Origin of the sequence: Rhizobium sp. S152, assembly GCF_030380735.1 — a bacterium.
Classification (GTDB): Bacteria; Pseudomonadota; Alphaproteobacteria; order Rhizobiales; family Rhizobiaceae; genus Rhizobium.
Window position 1 is genome coordinate 1 of the sequence record NZ_JAUDRZ010000026.1, and the last position, 17,731, is coordinate 17,731.

The following is a 17,731-nucleotide window of genomic DNA, read 5'->3' on the forward strand; positions in this document are numbered from 1 at the left end:
GAACGCCGGCAGAGGTCTTTCGAAAGAAACTCCTCGCCCAGATACGCTACGCCGGTTAGCTTGAGAGGCCCCGCAAGTCGCGCTTCAGCATGAACTCACAGGTAGCGCATATCCCCGTCCTCAAACTCGTACCTTGCCCGACAGCGCAAAAGCACTGCTGGAACAAAAGCTTGCGAAGATGCGTTCACTGTGAAATTTCCGGACTTGGCCGGGCGTAACCTGCACCCGTCTCTTTCGGATTCACTGTGGAGACCTTTATGCCCTGGATCGCCTTCATCGCTCATTTCCTCGCAGCCGCCATCATGACCAACGGTATTCCGCATTTCGTGAGCGGCGTCTGCGGCCGGCCGTTTCGCACGCCGTTTGCGAGAATGTCGGGCGGCCGAACGAGTTCCGCCGAACTGAACGTGGTCTGGAGCTGGGCGAATTTCGTTGTGGCGTTTCTGCTCTTCGCCAATATTGGCCCGCTGTATATCGGCACGCCGATCGACACGATATTCATCGCGCTTGGCATGCTCGTTGCCGGTCTCCTGCTCGCACGCATCTTTGCCCGCGACGCAGTGTGATCACGCCTCTTTTCTTGCGCTCCAAAAGCCCTACAATTCTGAAGGATACTGCAGCCCTTCGGGATAGTTGGAGACAATGCCCATGCGCGCCTTCTTCGCAGTCCTCATTTTTTGTGCCGCTTCGATGGGCGCGTTGACAACAGCGCGGGCGCAGGATCCGATAGAGACCAGCCGAGCGATGATCGAGGCACAGATCAAGGCGTTTCTGAAGGACGATCCCGAGACGGCCTACTCCTATGCCGCACCCGGTATCAAGGCGCTTTACCCCGACAAGAATGTCTTCTTCGCCATGGTCAAGAAGAGCTACGAGCCGGTCTACCATCCCGGCAATTATGCCTTCGGCCGCAGCCGTTCGATTGATGACGGCGCGATGATTTACCAGGAGGTGTTGATATCAGGCCGTGACGACAAGGATTGGACCGCGATCTACCAGGTCTCCCGCCAACCCGACGGGAGCTACAAGATCAACGGCGTCCAGATCCTTCCGAACACCGACAGCAAAGGCATCTGACCTTATACGGGGTCGATGTCGCCCCTCGCCCATTCGGCTTCCGTCTCCGCCATGAAGTCTGCGAAGCGGCCCTCGGCAATTGCCTTGCGAATGCCCTGCATCAGTTCCTGATAATAGGAGAGGTTGTTCCACGAGAGCAGCATGCCGCCCAGCGCCTCGTTGGAACGAACGAGGTGATGCAGATAGGCCCGTGAATAATCGCGGCTCGCCGGGCAGTTCGATTGCTCGTCGAGCGGACGCATATCCTCGGCGTGGCGGGCGTTGCGGATGTTGACCTTGCCGCGCCGGGTGAAGGCCAGGCCATGGCGACCCGAGCGGGTCGGCATCACGCAGTCGAACATGTCGATCCCGCGCGCCACCGAGCGCAGGATGTCCTCGGGCGTGCCGACGCCCATCAGATAGCGCGGCTTTTCGGTCGGCAGGACCGGCAGCGTCTCCTCGAGCATCTTCAGCATGACAGCCTGCGGCTCGCCGACTGCAAGACCGCCGACCGCGTAGCCCTTGAGGTCGAGATCGGCGAGCGCCGCCGCCGAGCGCACGCGCAGTGCCGGAATATCGCCGCCCTGCACGATGCCGAACATAGCCTTGCCCGGCTGGTTGCCGAAGGCGACCTTGCAGCGTTCCGCCCAGCGCAGCGACATCTCCATGGCGCGCTCGATCTCGCGCGGCTCGGCCGGAAGCGCCACGCATTCGTCGAGCTGCACCTGGATATCGCTGTCGAGCAGCCCCTGGATCTCGATGGAGCGCTCAGGCGACATGTGGTGCAGGCTGCCGTCGACATGGCTCTTGAAGGTTACGCCCTGCTCGTCGAGCTTGCGCAGACCCGACAGCGACATGACCTGGAACCCACCGCTATCGGTCAGGATCGGCCCGTCCCAGCGGATCAGCTTGTGCAGGCCGCCAAGCCGCGCCACGCGCTCGGCCGTGGGGCGCAGCATCAGGTGATAGGTATTGCCGAGAATGATGTCGGCGCCGCCATCGCGCACCTGGTCGAGATACATCGCCTTGACTGTGCCGACGGTGCCCACGGGCATGAAGGCCGGCGTGCGGATCGTGCCGCGCGGCATGGAAACTTCGCCGAGACGTGCGCCGCCGTCGGTCTTCTTGAGGGTGAACTGGAAGTTCTCGGTCATCTAGTCTTTCCGGAAAAGAAGGCTGGAATCGCCATAGGAATAGAAGCGGTAGCCTGTGGAAATGGCATGGTCGTAAGCCGCGTGCATGGTCTCCAGACCGGCGAAGGCCGAAACCAGCATGAACAGCGTCGAGCGCGGCAGGTGGAAGTTGGTCATCAGCACGTCGACCGCCTTGAAGCGGTAGCCCGGCGTGATGAAGATGCCGGTAGCGCCCGCCCAGCCGCGGATCTCGCCACTATCCTGCGCGGCACTCTCGATCAACCGTAGCGAGGTGGTGCCGACACAGACGATCCGCCCGCCCCTCGCCCTGACCGCATTGAGCTTGGTTGCCGTCTCGCCGCTGACATAGCCGCTTTCGAGATGCATCTTGTGATCATCGGTATCGTCGGCCTTCATCGGCAGAAAGGTGCCGGCGCCGACATGCAGCGTCACGAAATGCCGCTCGATGCCGGCCTTGTCGAGCGCCGCGAAGAGTTCGGGCGTGAAATGCAGGCCCGCGGTGGGCGCTGCGACGGCGCCGTCCTCGCGCGCATAGATCGTCTGGTAGTCGGCGCGGTCGCGCGCGTCCTCGGCGCGCTTGGCGGCGATATAGGGCGGCAGCGGAATATGGCCCACGGAATGGATGACTTCGTCGAGCGCAGGGCCCGACAGATCGAAGGCAAGCGTCACCTCGCCGCCCTCGCCCTTCTCCTCGACGGTGCAGTCCAGCGCGCCGAGCAGGCAGCTCTCGCCACCATGGCCAAAGGCGATCCGATCGCCGACCTTGATGCGCTTGCCGGGCTTGGCAAAGGCCTTCCAGCGGTTGGCGCCAACACGCATGTGCAGCGTCGCCGAAACCTGCTGGCCGCCTGCGCCCTCGCGGTGGCGGATACCTTCGAGCTGCGCCGGGATGACCTTGGTATCGTTGAACACGAGCGCGTCCCCTGCCTTCAGAAACGACGGCAGGTCACTGACGCGATGATCTGATAGCTGCGTCTCGCCATTGGGATTGACGACGAGCAGGCACGCGCTGTCGCGCGGCTCCGCGGGTCGCAGCGCAATGCGTTCCTCAGGCAGGTCGAAATCGAAAAGGTCTACGCGCATCAGGGGCAATTCCGGGAAGGCTGGTCCAGGCAAAGCGAAACCCGCCCCGCGCTTTCGCGCAAGGGCGGGTTCCAGCAAACATCACAATCAGACGTCGGCGGCAACCCGCATCGAGACGATCGAGTCAGGATCGACGACAGGCTCACCCTTCTTGATCTTGTCGACGTTCTCCATGCCTTCGATGACCTGGCCCCAGACGGAATACTGCTTGTTCAGCCAGGGGCTGTCCGTGAAGCAGATGAAGAACTGCGAGTTGGCCGAGTTCGGGTTCTGCGAACGCGCCATCGAGCAGGTACCGCGCACGTGGCTGATTGCCGAGAATTCGGCTTTGAGGTCCGGCTTTTCCGAGCCGCCCATGCCAGCGCGGCCCGGGTTGAAGCTCTCGCCGCCCTTCTTGCCGAACTTAACGTCGCCGGTCTGGGCCATGAAGTCGTTGATGACGCGGTGGAATACGACGCCGTCATAGGCCTTCTCGCGCGCGAGTTCCTTGATGCGAGCCACGTGCTCGGGCGCGACTTCAGGCAGAAGCTGGATGACGACCTTACCCTTGGTGGTTTCCAGGATGATGGTGTTTTCCGGATCCTTGATCTCAGCCATGTTCTTTCTCCTTGTATTGAAACTTACTTCTTGCCGACGGTGACCTTGATCATCCGGTCGGGATCGCTGACTTCGCCGTTCTGGCCTTCGCCCTTCTTGATCTTGTCGACGTTCTCCATGCCGGAGACGACCTTGCCGACGACCGTGTACTGGCCGTTCAGGAAGGAGCCGTCGGCGAACATGATGAAGAACTGCGAGTTGGCGGAGTTCGGGTCCTGCGAACGCGCCATGCCGACCGTGCCGCGCACGAAAGGCGCCTTGGAAAATTCGGCCGGGATGTTCGGCATGTCCGAACCGCCGGTGCCGACCTGGCCCTTGTCGAAGCCCTTTTCCATGTTGCCGTACTGGACGTCGCCGGTCTGGGCCATGAAGCCGTCGATGACGCGGTGGAAGGCGACGTTGTCATAGGCGCCCTTCTTGGCCAGCGCCTCGATCTGCGCGACATGCTTCGGCGCGACATCTGGTGCGAGCTCGATGACGACGGGGCCGCCCTTGAGCTGGATCGTCAGCGTATCGGCGGCAAAGGCGTCGCCGGCGAAGGAAGCCAGATAAAGGACGCCGGCAAATGCGAGATAAAACAGTTTCATGTGAGCTCCATGGTGGCGAATTCGCCTAGGATTTGCGCTTGGATTGAAGGGCTTTCAAGACGGCCGCAGGCACGAATGCGCTGACATCGCCTCCCATGGCCGCGATTTGACGGACCAATGTGGCCGTTATGGGCCGCGAAGCCGTGCCGGCGGGAAGAAATATCGTCTGAATGTCGGGCGCCATCTGTCGGTTCATGCCCGCCATCTGCATTTCATAGTCCAGATCCGTACCATCCCTGAGGCCGCGGATCAGCAACGTCGCGCCATGCGCGCGCGCCGCGTCGACCACGAGATTGTCGAACGAGACGACGGAGATTTCCCTGGCCTTTTCGGGCAGCACTTCCGCGAGCGACTTCACGATCAGTTCGGCGCGTTCCTCGAACGAGAAGAGCGGCGCCTTGCCGGGATGAACGCCGATGGCGACGATCACTTTCGACGCAACGTTCAGCGCCTGGATGAGTACATCCAGATGGCCGTTGGTCATCGGGTCGAACGACCCCGGATAGTAAGCTGTCGTCATTGGCCCCAGCCGTTTGTTTCGACGCCTTTTGTCACGGATGAGGCTTAGCCGCAAGTCATTTGCCCCAAGTGCGCCGGGCGACTGAACGCTGGATGAACGCGACGTTCAAGGCGGCTTCAGACGACGATCACTATACCGAAAGCGTCAACCCGGCAGAGGTCAATCCCGGCCCTGCCCTTTCCGGAAACCACCATGCTGATTATCCTCGTTACCGCAGCCGTCGTACTCTCGTTCCTCGTCGAAGCCGTCCATGGCTGGATCCAGGATAACAGGGATATGGCGTGGGTTCGTGCCGAGGTCAGCGAGCACCACGCGATCGTACGCCGCACAGGTCACGTTGCATTTAAACCGATTAGGAATTCTGAACGCCAGATGAACGACCTATTCAAGGTCGCTTCAGATCGCGGTTGGTAAACGACCCGTCAATATCTGACGGAACCATTTCTCAACGGGTGCGTTCAATCTCTCGAACGAACGCGCTAAGCCGCACAAGGAAAACAAGATGCCAAATAAGATTACCATGATTAATGCAGTTTGGATGGTAATGATGACGGGTATGCTTGCAGCGACTATCGCGCTCTACGATCAGAAGGTTGATACGTCCAAGGTATACGGCCCTTATGCTTCGGCCCGTCCGGTCATTGCGAGCCAATACTAAGGAACGTGAACGCAAAACCCAGGAGGATTGCCCATGTTCACGATTTTAACTCTACTCACTGCCTTGATCAGCGTGATGTTTATCGTGTCCGTGGGATCCACCATAAGCGCTTTGCGACGTGAAAGCGAAGACATGAAGAAGTTCGAGCACAAGCGCAGCGTTTTCTGAACGCCGCAAACTGCTCCGCCGAAAACCGGCACAATCATACCGGATGCGTCCCAAGCGCCTCCGGTTTTTTTGTGGTCACGTACGGCGCGCCATCATCACCTCGTCAATTTCCCGCCCGTCAAAGATATAGCCTCCTGGAACCACTCCAATCTCTGCGAACCCCTCCCTCACATAAAAACGCCGCGCGGTCAGGTTCTCGTCGCTGACGGCGAGCTCCAGCTGTTTTATCCCGGCATTGCCGGCGTGCTCGGCGACCGCCCGTAGCAGCCGCGACGCAATACCCGCGCCGCGGTGCTCTTTCCTGACATAGACCATGATGATCGTCGCGCGGTGTGCCATCCTGCTGGCCCGTTGCCGCGCGAGGCCCATGATGCCGATCGGCATGCCGGAGTGGAAAGCCACGAAAATGGGATCGACATCGAGCCGCCGCCGCCACTCGGCCTCCGGCAAAACCTGCCAATCCTCCAGTGTGCTGGCAAACGCAAGCGGCTCCAGACGCAAGGCCTCCAGCCGGATCTGCCGGAAGGCATCCGCGTCGTCCACCGTCAGTATCCGGATCGTCACTTCACTTTCTTGCATGTTGTCGGTCTCCCAGAACGAGCGCCGAAGATACATGAGCGTGATGCCGGTTCAACGACCAACCATAAGAAAAGCCGGGCGAAATTCCGCCCGGCTTTCGAAAGGTTCGGCTGCAAGGAAGCGCTTATGCTTCCGGTTCCGTTGTCGCGTCGCCGTCGTCGGCGATGTTCTCCGCGCCGTTTTCGGTCGCTTCCTCGGCATCCTCTTCAGGCTCGCTGATGCGCTCGACCGACACGACTTTCTCGTCCTTGGAGGTCGAGAAGATGGTCACGCCCTTGGTCGCGCGGCTGGCGATGCGGATGCCGCCGACAGGCACGCGGATCAGCTGGCCGCCATCTGACACCAGCATGATCTGGTCGCCTACATCCACCGGGAAGGCAGCAACGAGTTCGCCGATCTCTCCGGTCTTTGACGTATCGGTAGCGCGAATGCCCTTGCCGCCGCGTCCGGAGATGCGGAAGTCGTAGGACGAGGAGCGCTTGCCGTAGCCCTTTTCCGAAACCGTCAGCACGAACTGTTCGCGTGCCTTCAGCTCTTCGTAGCGCTCGTCGCTGAGCTGACCTTCTTCGGTCACTTCCTCGCCGACGAGAGCGATCTCTTCAGCCTCTCCCGTCGTCAGGCGGCGTTCGGCCGCAGCACGCTTCAGATAGGCGGCGCGTTCCCACGGTTCGGCATCCACGTGGCCGACGATCGTCATCGAGATGATCCGGTCGCCATCGCCTAGGTTGATCCCGCGCACGCCGATCGAGTTGCGGCCCGCGAAGACGCGGACGTCGTCGACCGCGAAGCGGATGCACTGGCCGAGCGCCGTCGTCAGCAGCACGTCGTCGCCGGGGATGCCAAGATCGTGGTTCGGCGCCGTGCAGGTCTCGACGGAGAGGATTTCGTCCCCCTCTTCCTCGAGCTTCATGGCGATCTTGCCGTTGCGGTTGACCTGAACGAAGTCGCTGAGCTTGTTGCGACGAACCGTGCCGCGCGTCGTCGCGAACATGACGTCGAGGTTTTCCCAGGAATTCTCGTCCTCGGGCAGCGGCATGATCGTGGTGATGCGTTCGCCGGGTTCCAAAGGCAGCATGTTGATCATCGCCTTGCCGCGAGACTGCGGCGTGCCAATCGGCAGGCGATAGACCTTCTCCTTGTAGACGATGCCACGCGAGGAGAAGAACAGAACCGGCGTATGCGTATTGAGAACGAATAGCTGGCTAACAAAGTCCTCGTCGCGCGTGGTCATGCCGGAGCGGCCCTTGCCGCCGCGACGCTGGGCCCGGTAGGTGTTCAGCGGCACGCGCTTGATGTAGCCGAGATGCGAGACGGTCACGACCATGTCCTCGCGGGCGATGAGATCTTCATCGTCCATCTCGAGACCGCCATCCATGATCTCGGTGCGGCGCGGCGTGCCGAACTCGTCGCGAACGGCGGCGAGCTCTTCCTTGACGATCGTCTGGATGCGAATGCGCGAAGACAGGATTTCGAGGTAATCCTTGATTTCCTCGCCGATCTTGTTGAGTTCGTCGCCGATTTCATCGCGACCGAGAGCCGTCAAACGGGCGAGACGCAGCTCGAGGATGGCGCGCGCCTGCTCTTCCGAGAGGTTGTACGTCATGTCCTCGTTGATGCGGTGACGCGGATCATCGATCAGCCGGATCAGGCTTTCGACGTCATGCGCCGGCCAGCGGCGCGTCATCAGTTCTTCGCGGGCCGATTGCGGGTCCGGCGCCTGCCGGATGACGCGGATCACTTCGTCGATGTTGGCGACGGCAATCGCCAGACCGACCAAGACGTGGGCGCGCTCACGCGCCTTGCGCAGCAAAAATTTGGTACGCCGGCTAACGACTTCCTCGCGGAACGAAACGAAGGCGCGCAGCATGTCGAGCAGCTGCAGCTGTTCCGGCTTGCCGCCGTTGAGCGCCACCATGTTGCAGCCGAACGAGGTCTGCAGCGGTGTATAGCGGTAGAGCTGGTTGAGGATGACGTCGGCATTGGCGTCGCGCTTGAGTTCAACGACCACGCGGTAGCCCTGGCGGTCGGATTCGTCGCGCAGGTCGGAGATGCCCTCGATGCGCTTGTCGCGCACCAGTTCGGCCATCTTCTCGATCATCGTCGACTTGTTTACCTGGAACGGGATCTCGGTGATGATGATCTGCTCGCGGTCACCTCGCATCGGCTCGATGGTGGCAACACCGCGCATGATGACAGAGCCACGGCCCGTCTCGTAAGCTGAGCGGATGCCCGCCCTGCCGAGAATCTTGGCGCCTGTCGGGAAGTCGGGACCCGGGATGATCTGCATCATCTCAGGCAGCTCGATCGCCGGATTGTCGATCAGCGCGATACAGCCGTTGACGACTTCGATCAGGTTGTGCGGCGGAATGTTGGTCGCCATGCCGACGGCGATACCACCAGCGCCGTTGACCAGAAGGTTCGGGAACTTCGCGGGAACGACAACGGGCTCGGAGAGCGTGCCGTCGTAGTTGTCGCGGAAATCGACCGTTTCCTTGTCGAGGTCGTCGAGCAGCGAGTGCGCGGCTTTCTCGAGGCGGCATTCAGTGTAGCGTTCGGCCGCCGGCGGGTCGCCGTCGACGGAGCCAAAGTTGCCCTGCCCGTCGATCAGCGGCAGGCGCAGCGACCAGTCCTGCGCCATGCGCGCGAGCGCATCGTAGATCGCCGTGTTGCCGTGCGGATGGTATTTACCCATCACGTCCCCGGTGACGCGGGCACACTTGACGTATTTTTTGTTCCAGTCGATGCCGAGCTCGGACATGCCGTAAAGGATGCGCCGGTGCACGGGCTTGAGTCCGTCACGCACATCGGGCAGCGCGCGGCTGACGATAACGCTCATCGCGTAATCGAGATACGACCGCTGCATTTCCTCCATGATGGAGATGGGCTCGATGCCTGGCGGGAGCTTCCCGCCGCCGGGGGGTGTTTGCTCAGTCAAAACGGATCACGATCTCTTCTAGAATCACTTGAAGATTTATAACGGAAAGGCTGCTGGGACGCCAATTTCAGCGGGAGTTTTGAACAGGCTTTTACGGCTCAATCGCGGCAAGTCCGGCCTTTCGGCGGGCTATTCGCGCTATCCGAGCAGAGTTGTTTGCCAAATCGATTTCCCCACCGCACAATCACTCGCAGTCAGGCCCGCTATATGGGCTTATGGAGACATGATGGCAAGCGCCGACCAACTGATCAACGCCTTCACCACCCTGCTCGTAACCATCGACCCGCCGGGTCTCGCGCCGATCTTTCTCGGGCTGACGGTGGGCATGACCCGCGCGCAGCGAAAGCAGGTTGCGCTGCGGGGTACGATCATCGCCTTCATCATCCTCGCGGTCTTCGCGCTGTTCGGCGCTAGCGTGCTTGGCATTCTCGGCATATCGATCGGCGCATTCCGCATCGCCGGTGGTCTGCTGCTCTTCTGGATCGCCTTTGAAATGGTGTTCGAGAAGCGACAGGACCGCAAGGAGAAGACCGGCACGGCGGCGATCACCGTCGATCACATTCAGAACATCGCCGTCTTCCCGCTGGCGATCCCGCTGATTTCCGGTCCGGGCGCCATTTCGGCGACCATCCTGCTGGCGGGTTCTATGCAGGGGTCTTTCGAGCGGGCGCAGCTGATCATCGTCATCGCCGTCAGCCTGCTTTTGATGTTTCTGGCCCTGCTCATCGCCGACCGCCTGGATCGCTTCCTCGGCGTTACCGGCCGCGCCATCCTCACCCGCCTGCTCGGCGTCATCCTCGCGGCGCTGGCGACGCAGTTCGTGGTCGATGGCATCAAATCGACGATGAACCTCGCGCCCGCTGCGATCTGAGGGCTCAAATGAAAACGGCGCACCGAAAGGAGCGCCGTTTGAAATCTTGATCGAAGCGATCGATCAGAACGGGATGTCGTCGTCCAGATCCCGCGAGAAGTTGCCGCCGCCCGAGGACTGGCCGCCGCTCGATCCGCCACGACCCGACGATTGCGAAGGCGAACCGTAATCGTCGCCATAACCGCCGCCGCCGCCGCCGAAATCGTTGTTGTTGCTGCGACCGCCGCCATAGCCGCCGCCCGCGCCGGCACCGCCGCCTTCGCCGCGCCCATCAAGCATCGTCAGCGTCGAGTTGAAGCCCTGCAGCACCACTTCCGTCGAATAGCGGTCCTGGCCCTGCTGGTCCTGCCACTTGCGGGTCTGCAGCGCGCCTTCGATATAGAGCTTGGCGCCCTTCTTGACGTACTGCTCGACGACCTTGCACAGGCCTTCGTTGAAGACGACGACGGTGTGCCACTCGGTCTTCTCGCGGCGCTCGCCGGAATTGCGATCGCGCCATGTCTCGGACGTCGCGATGCGGAGGTTGGCGATGGGCCGGCCGTCCTGCGTCCGACGGATTTCCGGGTCTGCACCCACGTTTCCGATCAGAATTACCTTGTTTACGCTGCCAGCCATACTTTTCACCCTACCTGCCGCCCTGCCCGGCGGCGCTTGAAACAATCGGTGCACCTTAAACCATAGAGGCGGCGCGATGGACGTCCATAGCGGTTCATCCACAAGGAATTTTGTTCTTTATTTGTTCTATTTTATCCCTATGATCCTGTCAACCGAATCGAAAACCTTGCACCATCCAGACATTCAGCCTCGACTCGCCCGCCGGCATCACTAAATAAGGGGCTTGTTCCAGCACAGAAGCAGAAGACGATGAGCGAACTGAAGACGATTTCAATCCGTGGCGCGCGCGAGCACAATCTGAAGGGCATCGACCTCGATCTGCCGCGCAACAAGCTGATCGTGATGACTGGCCTGTCGGGATCGGGTAAATCATCGCTCGCTTTCGACACCATTTATGCCGAGGGCCAGCGCCGCTACGTCGAGAGCCTCTCGGCCTATGCCCGCCAGTTCCTCGAGATGATGCAGAAGCCCGATGTCGACCAGATCGACGGCCTCTCGCCGGCGATTTCGATCGAGCAGAAGACGACCTCGCGCAACCCGCGCTCGACGGTCGGCACCGTAACCGAAATCTACGACTACATGCGCCTGCTCTTCGCGCGCGTCGGCGTTCCCTATTCGCCGGCCACCGGCCTGCCGATCGAGAGCCAGACCGTCAGCCAGATGGTCGACCGCATCCTCGCCTTCGAGGAAGGTACCCGCCTCTTCATCCTGGCGCCGCTGGTGCGCGGCCGCAAGGGCGAATACAAGAAGGAACTCGCGGAGCTCATGAAGAAGGGCTTCCAGCGCGTGAAGATCGACGGCCAGTTCTACGAGATCGCCGATGCCCCCGCGCTCGACAAGAAGTACAAGCACGACATCGACATCGTGGTCGATCGCGTCGTCGTGCGCGCTGATGTATCGGCGCGTCTTGCCGACAGTCTGGAGACCTCGCTGAAGCTTGCCGACGGCCTCGCCATCGCCGAATTCGCCGACAAGCCGCTGCCGGTGGAGGAGACGGCGGCCGGCGGCAGCGCCAACAAGTCGCTCAACGAGACGCATGAACGCGTGCTGTTCTCGGAAAAATTCGCCTGCCCGGTGTCCGGATTCACCATTTCCGAGATCGAGCCGCGCCTGTTCTCCTTCAACAACCCGGCCGGCGCCTGCCCGACCTGCGACGGCCTCGGCGCCCAGCAGAAGATCGATGCCAACCTGATCGTGCCGGAACCCGAGCGCACGCTGCGCGACGGCGCCATCGCCCCCTGGGCCAAGTCGTCCTCGCCTTACTATAACCAGACGCTGGAAGCGCTCGGCAAGCATTTCGGCTTCAAGCTCGGCGCCCGCTGGAACGACCTCTCCGCCAAGGCGCAGGACGTCATCCTCAACGGCACCGAGGAGAAGATCGAATTCCACTACGTCGATGGCGCCCGCTCCTACACGACCCACAAGAATTTCGAAGGCATCATCACCAACCTCGAGCGCCGCTGGAAGGAGAGCGACAGTGCCTGGGCGCGCGAGGAGATCGAGCGCTACATGTCAGCCGCACCCTGCCCTTCCTGCAACGGCTTCCGCCTGAAGCCGGAGGCACTGGCCGTGAAGATCAACAAGCTGCATATCGGCCAGGTGACCGACATGTCGATCCGCATCGCCCGAGACTGGTTTGAGACCCTGCCTGACAGCTTCAACGCCAAGCAGAACGAGATCGCCGTCCGCATCCTCAAGGAAATCCGCGACCGCCTGCGCTTCCTCAACGACGTCGGCCTCGAATATCTGAGCTTGTCGCGCAATTCCGGCACGCTCTCGGGTGGCGAAAGCCAGCGTATCCGTCTCGCCTCGCAGATCGGCTCCGGCCTGACGGGCGTTCTTTACGTGCTTGACGAGCCGTCGATCGGCCTGCACCAGCGCGACAACGCCCGCCTGCTGGAGACGCTGAAGCACCTGCGCGATATCGGCAACACCGTGATTGTCGTCGAGCATGACGAGGACGCGATCCTGCAGGCCGACGACGTGGTCGATATTGGCCCGGCTGCCGGCATCCATGGCGGTCAGGTCATCGCCCACGGCACGCCTCAGGATATCATGGCCAACCCGAAGTCACTGACCGGTAAATACCTGTCGGGCGAACTCGGCGTGCCGGTTCCCGACGAGCGTCGCAAGGTCAAGAAGGGCAAGGAAATCAAGGTTGTTGGCGCTCGCGGTAACAATCTGAAGAACGTCACGGCATCGATCCCGCTCGGCGTCTTCACCGCGGTTACGGGTGTCTCTGGCGGCGGCAAGTCCACCTTCCTGATCGAGACGCTCTACAAGTCCGCCGCACGCCGCGTCATGGGCGCGCGCGAAATCCCGGCGGACCACGACCGCATCGACGGCTTCGAGCATATCGACAAGGTCATCGACATCGACCAGTCGCCGATCGGCCGCACCCCCCGCTCCAACCCGGCCACCTACACCGGAGCCTTCACCCCGATCCGCGACTGGTTCGCCGGCCTGCCTGAAGCCAAGGCGCGCGGCTACCAGCCGGGCCGTTTCTCCTTCAACGTCAAGGGCGGCCGCTGCGAGGCCTGCCAGGGCGACGGCGTCATCAAGATCGAGATGCACTTCCTGCCCGACGTATACGTCACCTGCGACGTCTGCCACGGCAAGCGCTACAACCGCGAAACGCTCGACGTCACCTTCAAGCAGAAGTCGATCGCCGACGTGCTCGACATGACGGTCGAGGAAGGCGTCGAGTTCTTCGCCGCCGTCCCCGCCGTGCGCGACAAGCTGCAGGCTCTCTTCGATGTCGGCCTCGGCTATATCAAGGTCGGGCAGCAGGCGAACACGCTGTCGGGTGGCGAGGCGCAGCGCGTCAAGCTCGCCAAGGAACTCTCGAAGCGCTCGACCGGCCGCACGCTCTATATTCTCGACGAGCCGACGACCGGCCTGCACTTCCACGACGTGGCCAAGCTGCTTGAAATGCTGCACGAACTGGTCAATCAGGGCAATTCGGTCGTCGTCATCGAGCATAATCTGGAAGTCATCAAGACCGCCGACTGGGTTCTCGACTTCGGCCCCGAGGGCGGCGACGGCGGCGGCGAGATCGTGGCATCGGGCACGCCCGAGGCGATCGTTAAGGAGAAGCGCTCCTATACTGGCCAGTTCCTGAAGGAGTTGCTGGAGCGACGGCCGGTGAAGAAGGTGCAGGCGGCGGAGTGAAACGCCCCTACCAGATGATGTCGATCCCGAATTCCTGGAAGGCGGGATCGATCGATATGAGCGAGAGGTTTTCGAGCTTGCACTGAGCGGCAAGCATGCGATCAAAAGGGTCTTTGTGAACACCGGCCATCTGACCAGCAAGAAAAGTATGAGCCATGGAAAGAGACAATTTGGCAAACCCGCCGTCGGCAAGAATGGAATCGAAGTTCTCGACGACGGGTCGACCAAAATCGAGCTTGCCGATCCGCACTTTGTTGGTGATCTCAAATCCGGTGGCGGAGCTGATGTAGCGTGTGGCGCTCGAGTCTTCTATTGCTGCTTTCGCGTTCGCACTGAGCTTCGGATCGGCTGTGAGCCACCATAAGAATGCGTGCGTATCCAGCAAAATATTCATTCGCCGTTATCGCCGGGAAATGAATATTTTCCTTCCCACGCAGCCAGTTCATCTTCTGACATTGGCTCAAGGAAGATATCGCTCGGAATTTTGTCGCGCAGGTGAGCGAAGCGACCATAGCCGCGAACTTGTGGCTTATCGGTCTCGACAGGCACCAGTTTCACCAGCGGCTTGTCATCGCGTGCCAGAATAATCTCCTCACCGGCTTCGACACGGCTGAGGAGTTCGGAGAGTTCGGTGTTGGCCTTGGGCACAGTTACGACTGTCATCGGAATGCCTTTCGATGATCGATAAAGAGATAATAGACAACGACTTCGCGAACTTCAACGAGGAGGAATTGATGACAAAACCCGGCACCATTCGCGTCGGCATCGGCGGCTGGACCTTCGAGCCCTGGCGCAACCATTTCTTCCCTGATGACCTGAAGCAGAAGGACGAGTTGAACTATGCCAGCCGTCAGTTGAAGGTCATCGAGGTGAACGGGACTTATTACAGCTCGCAGAAGCCTGAGACTTTCGCCAAGTGGGCCGCAGATGTCCCTGAAGGGTTCATCTTCTCGCTGAAGGCCAGCCGCTTCAGCACCAACCGCAAGCTTCTGGCGGAAGCGGGTGAATCGATAGGACGGTTTCTGGGCCAGGGTATCGTCGAACTCGGCCCGCATCTCGGTCCCATTCTCTGGCAGTTCGCGCCGACCAAGAAGTTCGAGCCGGAGGATTTCGAGGGATTTCTCAAGCTGCTACCGGAAAAGCAGGATGGCCTGCCGTTGAAGCATGTCGTCGAAGTCCGTCACGACAGCTTCAAGGTGCCGGAATTCGTGGCGCTCCTGGGGAAATACGGCGTTGCCCCTGTCGTCGCCGAGCATTTCGACTACCCGATGATATCGGACGTGACCGCCGATTTCGTCTACACACGCCTGCAGAAGGGCTCGGACGAGATCAAGACCTGCTATCCGCCGAAGGAGCTGAAGGCTTGGGCCAAGCGCCTTGAGACCTGGGCAGAGGGCAAGGTGCCGGATGATCTGCCGCTGGTTGACGGCGAGCGCAAGGTCAAGGTCGAACCGCGCGACGTCTTCGCCTTCATGATCCACGAGGGCAAGGTCAATGCTCCCTTCGGCGCCATCGCGCTTCAGGACGAGGTCGATAAATAATCAAAGCGCCAAACAATCAGAAGGGCAGCACGTGGACGGCCAGATCCTCGGCCGTCAGCCCCTTGCCGGCGCGGTTGCCCGCTTCGCCGTGCATGTAGACACCGGCGGCGGCGGCCTCGAAGGTCGGCACGCCCTGCGCCATGAGCGCGCCGATGATGCCGGCCAGCACGTCGCCTGATCCTGCCGTCGCCAGCCAGATCGGCGCATTGCCGTTGATGAGGGCTCTGCCATCGGGCGAGGCGATGACTGTATCCGCTCCCTTGTAGACGATGGCGGCGTGAGCTCGCGCGGCTGCTGCCCGTGCCTTGTCCGCCTTGCCCAGTGTCCTGTCTGCAGCGATATCGGGAAACAGCCGGGCGAACTCGCCGTCATGTGGCGTCAGCACAAGTCTTGTATCACCATCCGCGAAAAGATCGAACAGCTCGGCCGGATCGCCTCGGAAAGACGAGATGCCGTCCGCGTCGAGCACCAGATTTCGTTCCCGCAACAGTTTCACGAAAGCGCGCGCCTTCTCGCCGATGCCGAAACCCGGACCGAGCACGAAGCTCCGCAGTCGCGTATCCTCAAGCCATCCGCGCAGCGCGGTCTCATCGTCGATCTCGTGCAGCATGATCGCCGTCAGATGCGCGGCGTTGGCGTCCATAGCCTGCGAAGGCGAGGCGATCGTGACGAGGCCCGCGCCGGCCCTCAGGCCCGCCTCGGCAGACATCCTCGCCGCCCCGGTCTTGGTCGCCTCGCCGGAGAAGACAACGAGATGGCCGCGTATGTATTTGTGCGTTTCGAGGGCCGCCGACGGGAGCAGATGGCGCCACTGCTCCGGCCCGTTTTCGGCGACGGTACCGTCGGTGGCGGCGCGCACGATGCGAGAAGGAATGCCGATGTCGAACACCTCGAGCGAGCCGCAGAGCTCGCGGCCCGGCATCAGCAGATGCCCCGGCTTGCGCGTCATGAAGGTTATGGTGCGAGCCGCCGAAAACGCCGCTCCCAGCACCTCCCCCGTCCGTCCGTCGACGCCGGAGGGAAGGTCGACTGCGATGACGGGTATCCGAGCATCCTTCACACGGTCGATGACAGCGTGAACTTCTTCCGAAACCTCGCGCGTCAGACCCGCGCCGAACAACGCGTCGATGACGATATCCCCGTCATCGGGCGTGTAGCTTTCAAGCGTGACCGAACGCAGCTGAAGCTGCTCGCGGGCGCGTGCCGCGTCGCCCTTAAGTGTCGTAGGGTCGCCGAGATGAAACACGGCGACACTGGCGCCGCTCTCGTGCAAATGGCGGGCGGCTACATAGCCGTCGCCGCCATTGTTGCCCGGGCCGCAGAGAACGACGATCCGCGTCGCGTCGGGATAACGTGCGAGAGCCATAGCGGCCACGGCGGCCCCTGCCCGTTCCATGAGGCTGAAGCTGTCGATACCGGAAGCCGCTGCCGCCGCGTCGACGGCGTTCATTTCGGCGGGAGTGAGAAGCAGCGATGCAAGGTCTTTGATCATTCGCCCATTCAAACAGAAAGCGCCCAAATAACAATCAGCGAAATACAATTTGCACGGACGTTAAAATGGGCAAATGCACAAAATGTGACCACTTATCCCGCGTCCGGTTTATCGATAAGGCATTGTGAATATTTTGATTTTCTGACCCGTTTTGCACCGTTGTGCATGATTTCGATCCCGTTTCTCTCCGAATTGGCTGCTCAACCGCTGTTTCTCTCAGCTTTTTGGGTCCTGTGACCAATTTTTCAAAAAATCCGCTTTCCAATTGGCATGATAACTGCATCATGCCGGGAGCGGGCCTGAGCCTGCTTTAACGGGAGAAGCGGAGAGTCATTTTCTCATGAAAAAGATCGAAGCGATCATTAAGCCATTCAAGCTCGACGAAGTGAAGGAAGCCCTTCAGGAAGTTGGTCTTCAGGGTATCACTGTCACGGAAGCAAAAGGCTTCGGTCGCCAGAAGGGGCACACGGAACTCTACCGTGGTGCCGAATATGTCGTGGATTTCCTGCCTAAGGTAAAGGTGGAAGTCGTGCTTGCCGACGAGAACGCAGAAGCGGTCATCGACGCCATTCGCAAGGCGGCGCAGACGGGCCGCATCGGCGACGGCAAGATTTTCGTATCCAATGTGGAGGAGGTTATTCGAATCCGTACTGGCGAAACCGGTATCGACGCTATTTAGTGTTTGGCGCCTGCGGGCGGAACAT

At 61.0% G+C, this 17,731-nt stretch carries 19 protein-coding genes; 8 read left to right on the forward strand and 11 right to left on the reverse strand.

Annotation, left to right across the window (positions count from 1 at the left end; all coding sequences use genetic code 11):
* The first annotated feature begins 257 nt into the window (after window positions 1-257).
* Both QTL95_RS19220 and QTL95_RS19225 read left to right on the forward strand, forming a co-directional pair.
* A complete protein-coding gene (locus QTL95_RS19220) occupies window positions 258-566 on the forward strand; it encodes a hypothetical protein (RefSeq protein WP_289721532.1) in 309 nt (102 codons plus the stop codon).
* An 82-nt stretch (window positions 567-648) separates the two neighbouring features.
* The gene (locus tag QTL95_RS19225) at window positions 649-1,077 is read left to right on the forward strand and encodes a DUF4864 domain-containing protein (protein WP_289721533.1); all 429 of its coding nucleotides are present in this window, start codon (window positions 649-651) and stop codon (window positions 1,075-1,077) included.
* Window positions 1,078-1,079: 2 nt separating this feature from the next.
* Here the strand turns inward: QTL95_RS19225 and tgt are convergent, their stop codons facing one another.
* The 5 genes from tgt to coaD form a co-directional block, all read right to left on the reverse strand.
* Window positions 1,080-2,210, reverse strand: coding sequence for a tRNA guanosine(34) transglycosylase Tgt (gene tgt / locus QTL95_RS19230; RefSeq protein ID WP_289721534.1), 1,131 nt, complete (start codon window positions 2,208-2,210; stop codon window positions 1,080-1,082).
* A complete protein-coding gene (gene queA, locus QTL95_RS19235) occupies window positions 2,211-3,293 on the reverse strand; it encodes a tRNA preQ1(34) S-adenosylmethionine ribosyltransferase-isomerase QueA (RefSeq protein WP_289721535.1) in 1,083 nt (360 codons plus the stop codon).
* 87 nt (window positions 3,294-3,380) lie between these two features.
* On the reverse strand, window positions 3,381-3,890 hold the full coding sequence (locus QTL95_RS19240) for a peptidylprolyl isomerase (protein ID WP_289721536.1): 510 nt from the start codon (window positions 3,888-3,890) through the stop codon (window positions 3,381-3,383).
* Window positions 3,891-3,913: 23 nt separating this feature from the next.
* On the reverse strand, window positions 3,914-4,477 hold the full coding sequence (locus tag QTL95_RS19245; RefSeq protein ID WP_289721537.1) for a peptidylprolyl isomerase: 564 nt from the start codon (window positions 4,475-4,477) through the stop codon (window positions 3,914-3,916).
* Window positions 4,478-4,502: 25 nt separating this feature from the next.
* Window positions 4,503-4,997 (reverse strand): pantetheine-phosphate adenylyltransferase, encoded by a 495-nt coding sequence (gene coaD / locus QTL95_RS19250; protein ID WP_289721538.1) that lies wholly within the window; start codon window positions 4,995-4,997, stop codon window positions 4,503-4,505.
* A gap of 192 nt (window positions 4,998-5,189) precedes the next feature.
* Between coaD and QTL95_RS19255 the strand changes: the two genes are divergently transcribed.
* Window positions 5,190-5,411, forward strand: a complete 222-nt coding sequence (locus QTL95_RS19255) for a hypothetical protein (RefSeq protein ID WP_289721539.1) — start codon at window positions 5,190-5,192, stop codon at window positions 5,409-5,411.
* 88 nt (window positions 5,412-5,499) lie between these two features.
* Complete coding sequence (locus QTL95_RS19260; RefSeq protein WP_197069467.1) at window positions 5,500-5,655, forward strand: hypothetical protein; 156 nt, start codon at window positions 5,500-5,502, stop codon at window positions 5,653-5,655.
* 243 nt (window positions 5,656-5,898) lie between these two features.
* Here QTL95_RS19260 and QTL95_RS19265 read toward each other — a convergent pair whose 3' ends face one another.
* Together QTL95_RS19265 and gyrA are read right to left on the reverse strand one after the other, a co-directional pair.
* Window positions 5,899-6,402 (reverse strand): GNAT family N-acetyltransferase, encoded by a 504-nt coding sequence (locus QTL95_RS19265; RefSeq protein WP_289721540.1) that lies wholly within the window; start codon window positions 6,400-6,402, stop codon window positions 5,899-5,901.
* 124 nt (window positions 6,403-6,526) lie between these two features.
* Window positions 6,527-9,337 carry a DNA gyrase subunit A gene (gyrA, locus tag QTL95_RS19270; RefSeq protein WP_289721541.1) on the reverse strand — a complete coding sequence of 937 codons (2,811 nt, stop codon included), beginning with the start codon at window positions 9,335-9,337 and terminating at the stop codon, window positions 6,527-6,529.
* Between the two features lie 226 nt (window positions 9,338-9,563).
* On the opposite strand from gyrA, the gene QTL95_RS19275 reads away from it, so the two are divergent.
* A complete protein-coding gene (locus QTL95_RS19275) occupies window positions 9,564-10,208 on the forward strand; it encodes a MarC family protein (protein WP_289721542.1) in 645 nt (214 codons plus the stop codon).
* Window positions 10,209-10,271: 63 nt separating this feature from the next.
* Here QTL95_RS19275 and QTL95_RS19280 read toward each other — a convergent pair whose 3' ends face one another.
* Window positions 10,272-10,823, reverse strand: coding sequence for a single-stranded DNA-binding protein (locus QTL95_RS19280; RefSeq protein WP_289721543.1), 552 nt, complete (start codon window positions 10,821-10,823; stop codon window positions 10,272-10,274).
* A gap of 249 nt (window positions 10,824-11,072) precedes the next feature.
* On the opposite strand from QTL95_RS19280, the gene uvrA reads away from it, so the two are divergent.
* Window positions 11,073-13,994 (forward strand): excinuclease ABC subunit UvrA, encoded by a 2,922-nt coding sequence (gene uvrA / locus QTL95_RS19285; protein ID WP_289721544.1) that lies wholly within the window; start codon window positions 11,073-11,075, stop codon window positions 13,992-13,994.
* 7 nt (window positions 13,995-14,001) lie between these two features.
* Here the strand turns inward: uvrA and QTL95_RS19290 are convergent, their stop codons facing one another.
* Together QTL95_RS19290 and QTL95_RS19295 are read right to left on the reverse strand one after the other, a co-directional pair.
* Entirely contained in the window at window positions 14,002-14,388 is a 387-nt protein-coding gene (locus tag QTL95_RS19290) for a type II toxin-antitoxin system VapC family toxin (RefSeq protein ID WP_289721545.1), read from the reverse strand.
* A complete protein-coding gene (locus QTL95_RS19295; RefSeq protein ID WP_289721546.1) occupies window positions 14,385-14,657 on the reverse strand; it encodes a type II toxin-antitoxin system Phd/YefM family antitoxin in 273 nt (90 codons plus the stop codon). The genes QTL95_RS19290 and QTL95_RS19295 overlap by 4 nt, the downstream gene beginning before the upstream one ends.
* Window positions 14,658-14,728: 71 nt before the next feature.
* Between QTL95_RS19295 and QTL95_RS19300 the strand changes: the two genes are divergently transcribed.
* Complete coding sequence (locus tag QTL95_RS19300; protein WP_289721547.1) at window positions 14,729-15,535, forward strand: DUF72 domain-containing protein; 807 nt, start codon at window positions 14,729-14,731, stop codon at window positions 15,533-15,535.
* A gap of 16 nt (window positions 15,536-15,551) precedes the next feature.
* On the opposite strand, the gene QTL95_RS19305 is transcribed toward QTL95_RS19300, so the two are convergent.
* Window positions 15,552-17,027 (reverse strand): NAD(P)H-hydrate dehydratase, encoded by a 1,476-nt coding sequence (locus tag QTL95_RS19305; RefSeq protein ID WP_289721548.1) that lies wholly within the window; start codon window positions 17,025-17,027, stop codon window positions 15,552-15,554.
* A gap of 340 nt (window positions 17,028-17,367) precedes the next feature.
* Between QTL95_RS19305 and QTL95_RS19310 the strand changes: the two genes are divergently transcribed.
* The gene (locus QTL95_RS19310; protein WP_003539626.1) at window positions 17,368-17,706 is read left to right on the forward strand and encodes a P-II family nitrogen regulator; all 339 of its coding nucleotides are present in this window, start codon (window positions 17,368-17,370) and stop codon (window positions 17,704-17,706) included.
* Window positions 17,707-17,731: the final 25 nt, after the last annotated feature.

Excerpts from the sequence above, each read along its gene's own strand:
- QTL95_RS19245 (WP_289721537.1), bottom strand. The coding sequence starts at position 4,477 with ATGAAACTGTTTTATCTCGCATTTGCCGGCGTCCTTTATCTGGCTTCC.
- QTL95_RS19295 (WP_289721546.1), bottom strand. The coding sequence starts at position 14,657 with ATGACAGTCGTAACTGTGCCCAAGGCCAACACCGAACTCTCCGAACTC.
- QTL95_RS19220 (WP_289721532.1), top strand. The coding sequence starts at position 258 with ATGCCCTGGATCGCCTTCATCGCTCATTTCCTCGCAGCCGCCATCATG.
- QTL95_RS19290 (WP_289721545.1), bottom strand. The coding sequence starts at position 14,388 with ATGAATATTTTGCTGGATACGCACGCATTCTTATGGTGGCTCACAGCC.
- QTL95_RS19275 (WP_289721542.1), top strand. The coding sequence starts at position 9,564 with ATGGCAAGCGCCGACCAACTGATCAACGCCTTCACCACCCTGCTCGTA.
- QTL95_RS19310 (WP_003539626.1), top strand. The coding sequence starts at position 17,368 with ATGAAAAAGATCGAAGCGATCATTAAGCCATTCAAGCTCGACGAAGTG.
- coaD (WP_289721538.1), bottom strand. The coding sequence starts at position 4,997 with ATGACGACAGCTTACTATCCGGGGTCGTTCGACCCGATGACCAACGGC.
- uvrA (WP_289721544.1), top strand. The coding sequence starts at position 11,073 with ATGAGCGAACTGAAGACGATTTCAATCCGTGGCGCGCGCGAGCACAAT.
- QTL95_RS19225 (WP_289721533.1), top strand. The coding sequence starts at position 649 with ATGCGCGCCTTCTTCGCAGTCCTCATTTTTTGTGCCGCTTCGATGGGC.
- queA (WP_289721535.1), bottom strand. The coding sequence starts at position 3,293 with ATGCGCGTAGACCTTTTCGATTTCGACCTGCCTGAGGAACGCATTGCG.
- QTL95_RS19280 (WP_289721543.1), bottom strand. The coding sequence starts at position 10,823 with ATGGCTGGCAGCGTAAACAAGGTAATTCTGATCGGAAACGTGGGTGCA.
- QTL95_RS19265 (WP_289721540.1), bottom strand. The coding sequence starts at position 6,402 with ATGCAAGAAAGTGAAGTGACGATCCGGATACTGACGGTGGACGACGCG.
- QTL95_RS19255 (WP_289721539.1), top strand. The coding sequence starts at position 5,190 with ATGCTGATTATCCTCGTTACCGCAGCCGTCGTACTCTCGTTCCTCGTC.
- QTL95_RS19260 (WP_197069467.1), top strand. The coding sequence starts at position 5,500 with ATGCCAAATAAGATTACCATGATTAATGCAGTTTGGATGGTAATGATG.
- QTL95_RS19300 (WP_289721547.1), top strand. The coding sequence starts at position 14,729 with ATGACAAAACCCGGCACCATTCGCGTCGGCATCGGCGGCTGGACCTTC.
- QTL95_RS19240 (WP_289721536.1), bottom strand. The coding sequence starts at position 3,890 with ATGGCTGAGATCAAGGATCCGGAAAACACCATCATCCTGGAAACCACC.
- QTL95_RS19305 (WP_289721548.1), bottom strand. The coding sequence starts at position 17,027 with ATGATCAAAGACCTTGCATCGCTGCTTCTCACTCCCGCCGAAATGAAC.
- tgt (WP_289721534.1), bottom strand. The coding sequence starts at position 2,210 with ATGACCGAGAACTTCCAGTTCACCCTCAAGAAGACCGACGGCGGCGCA.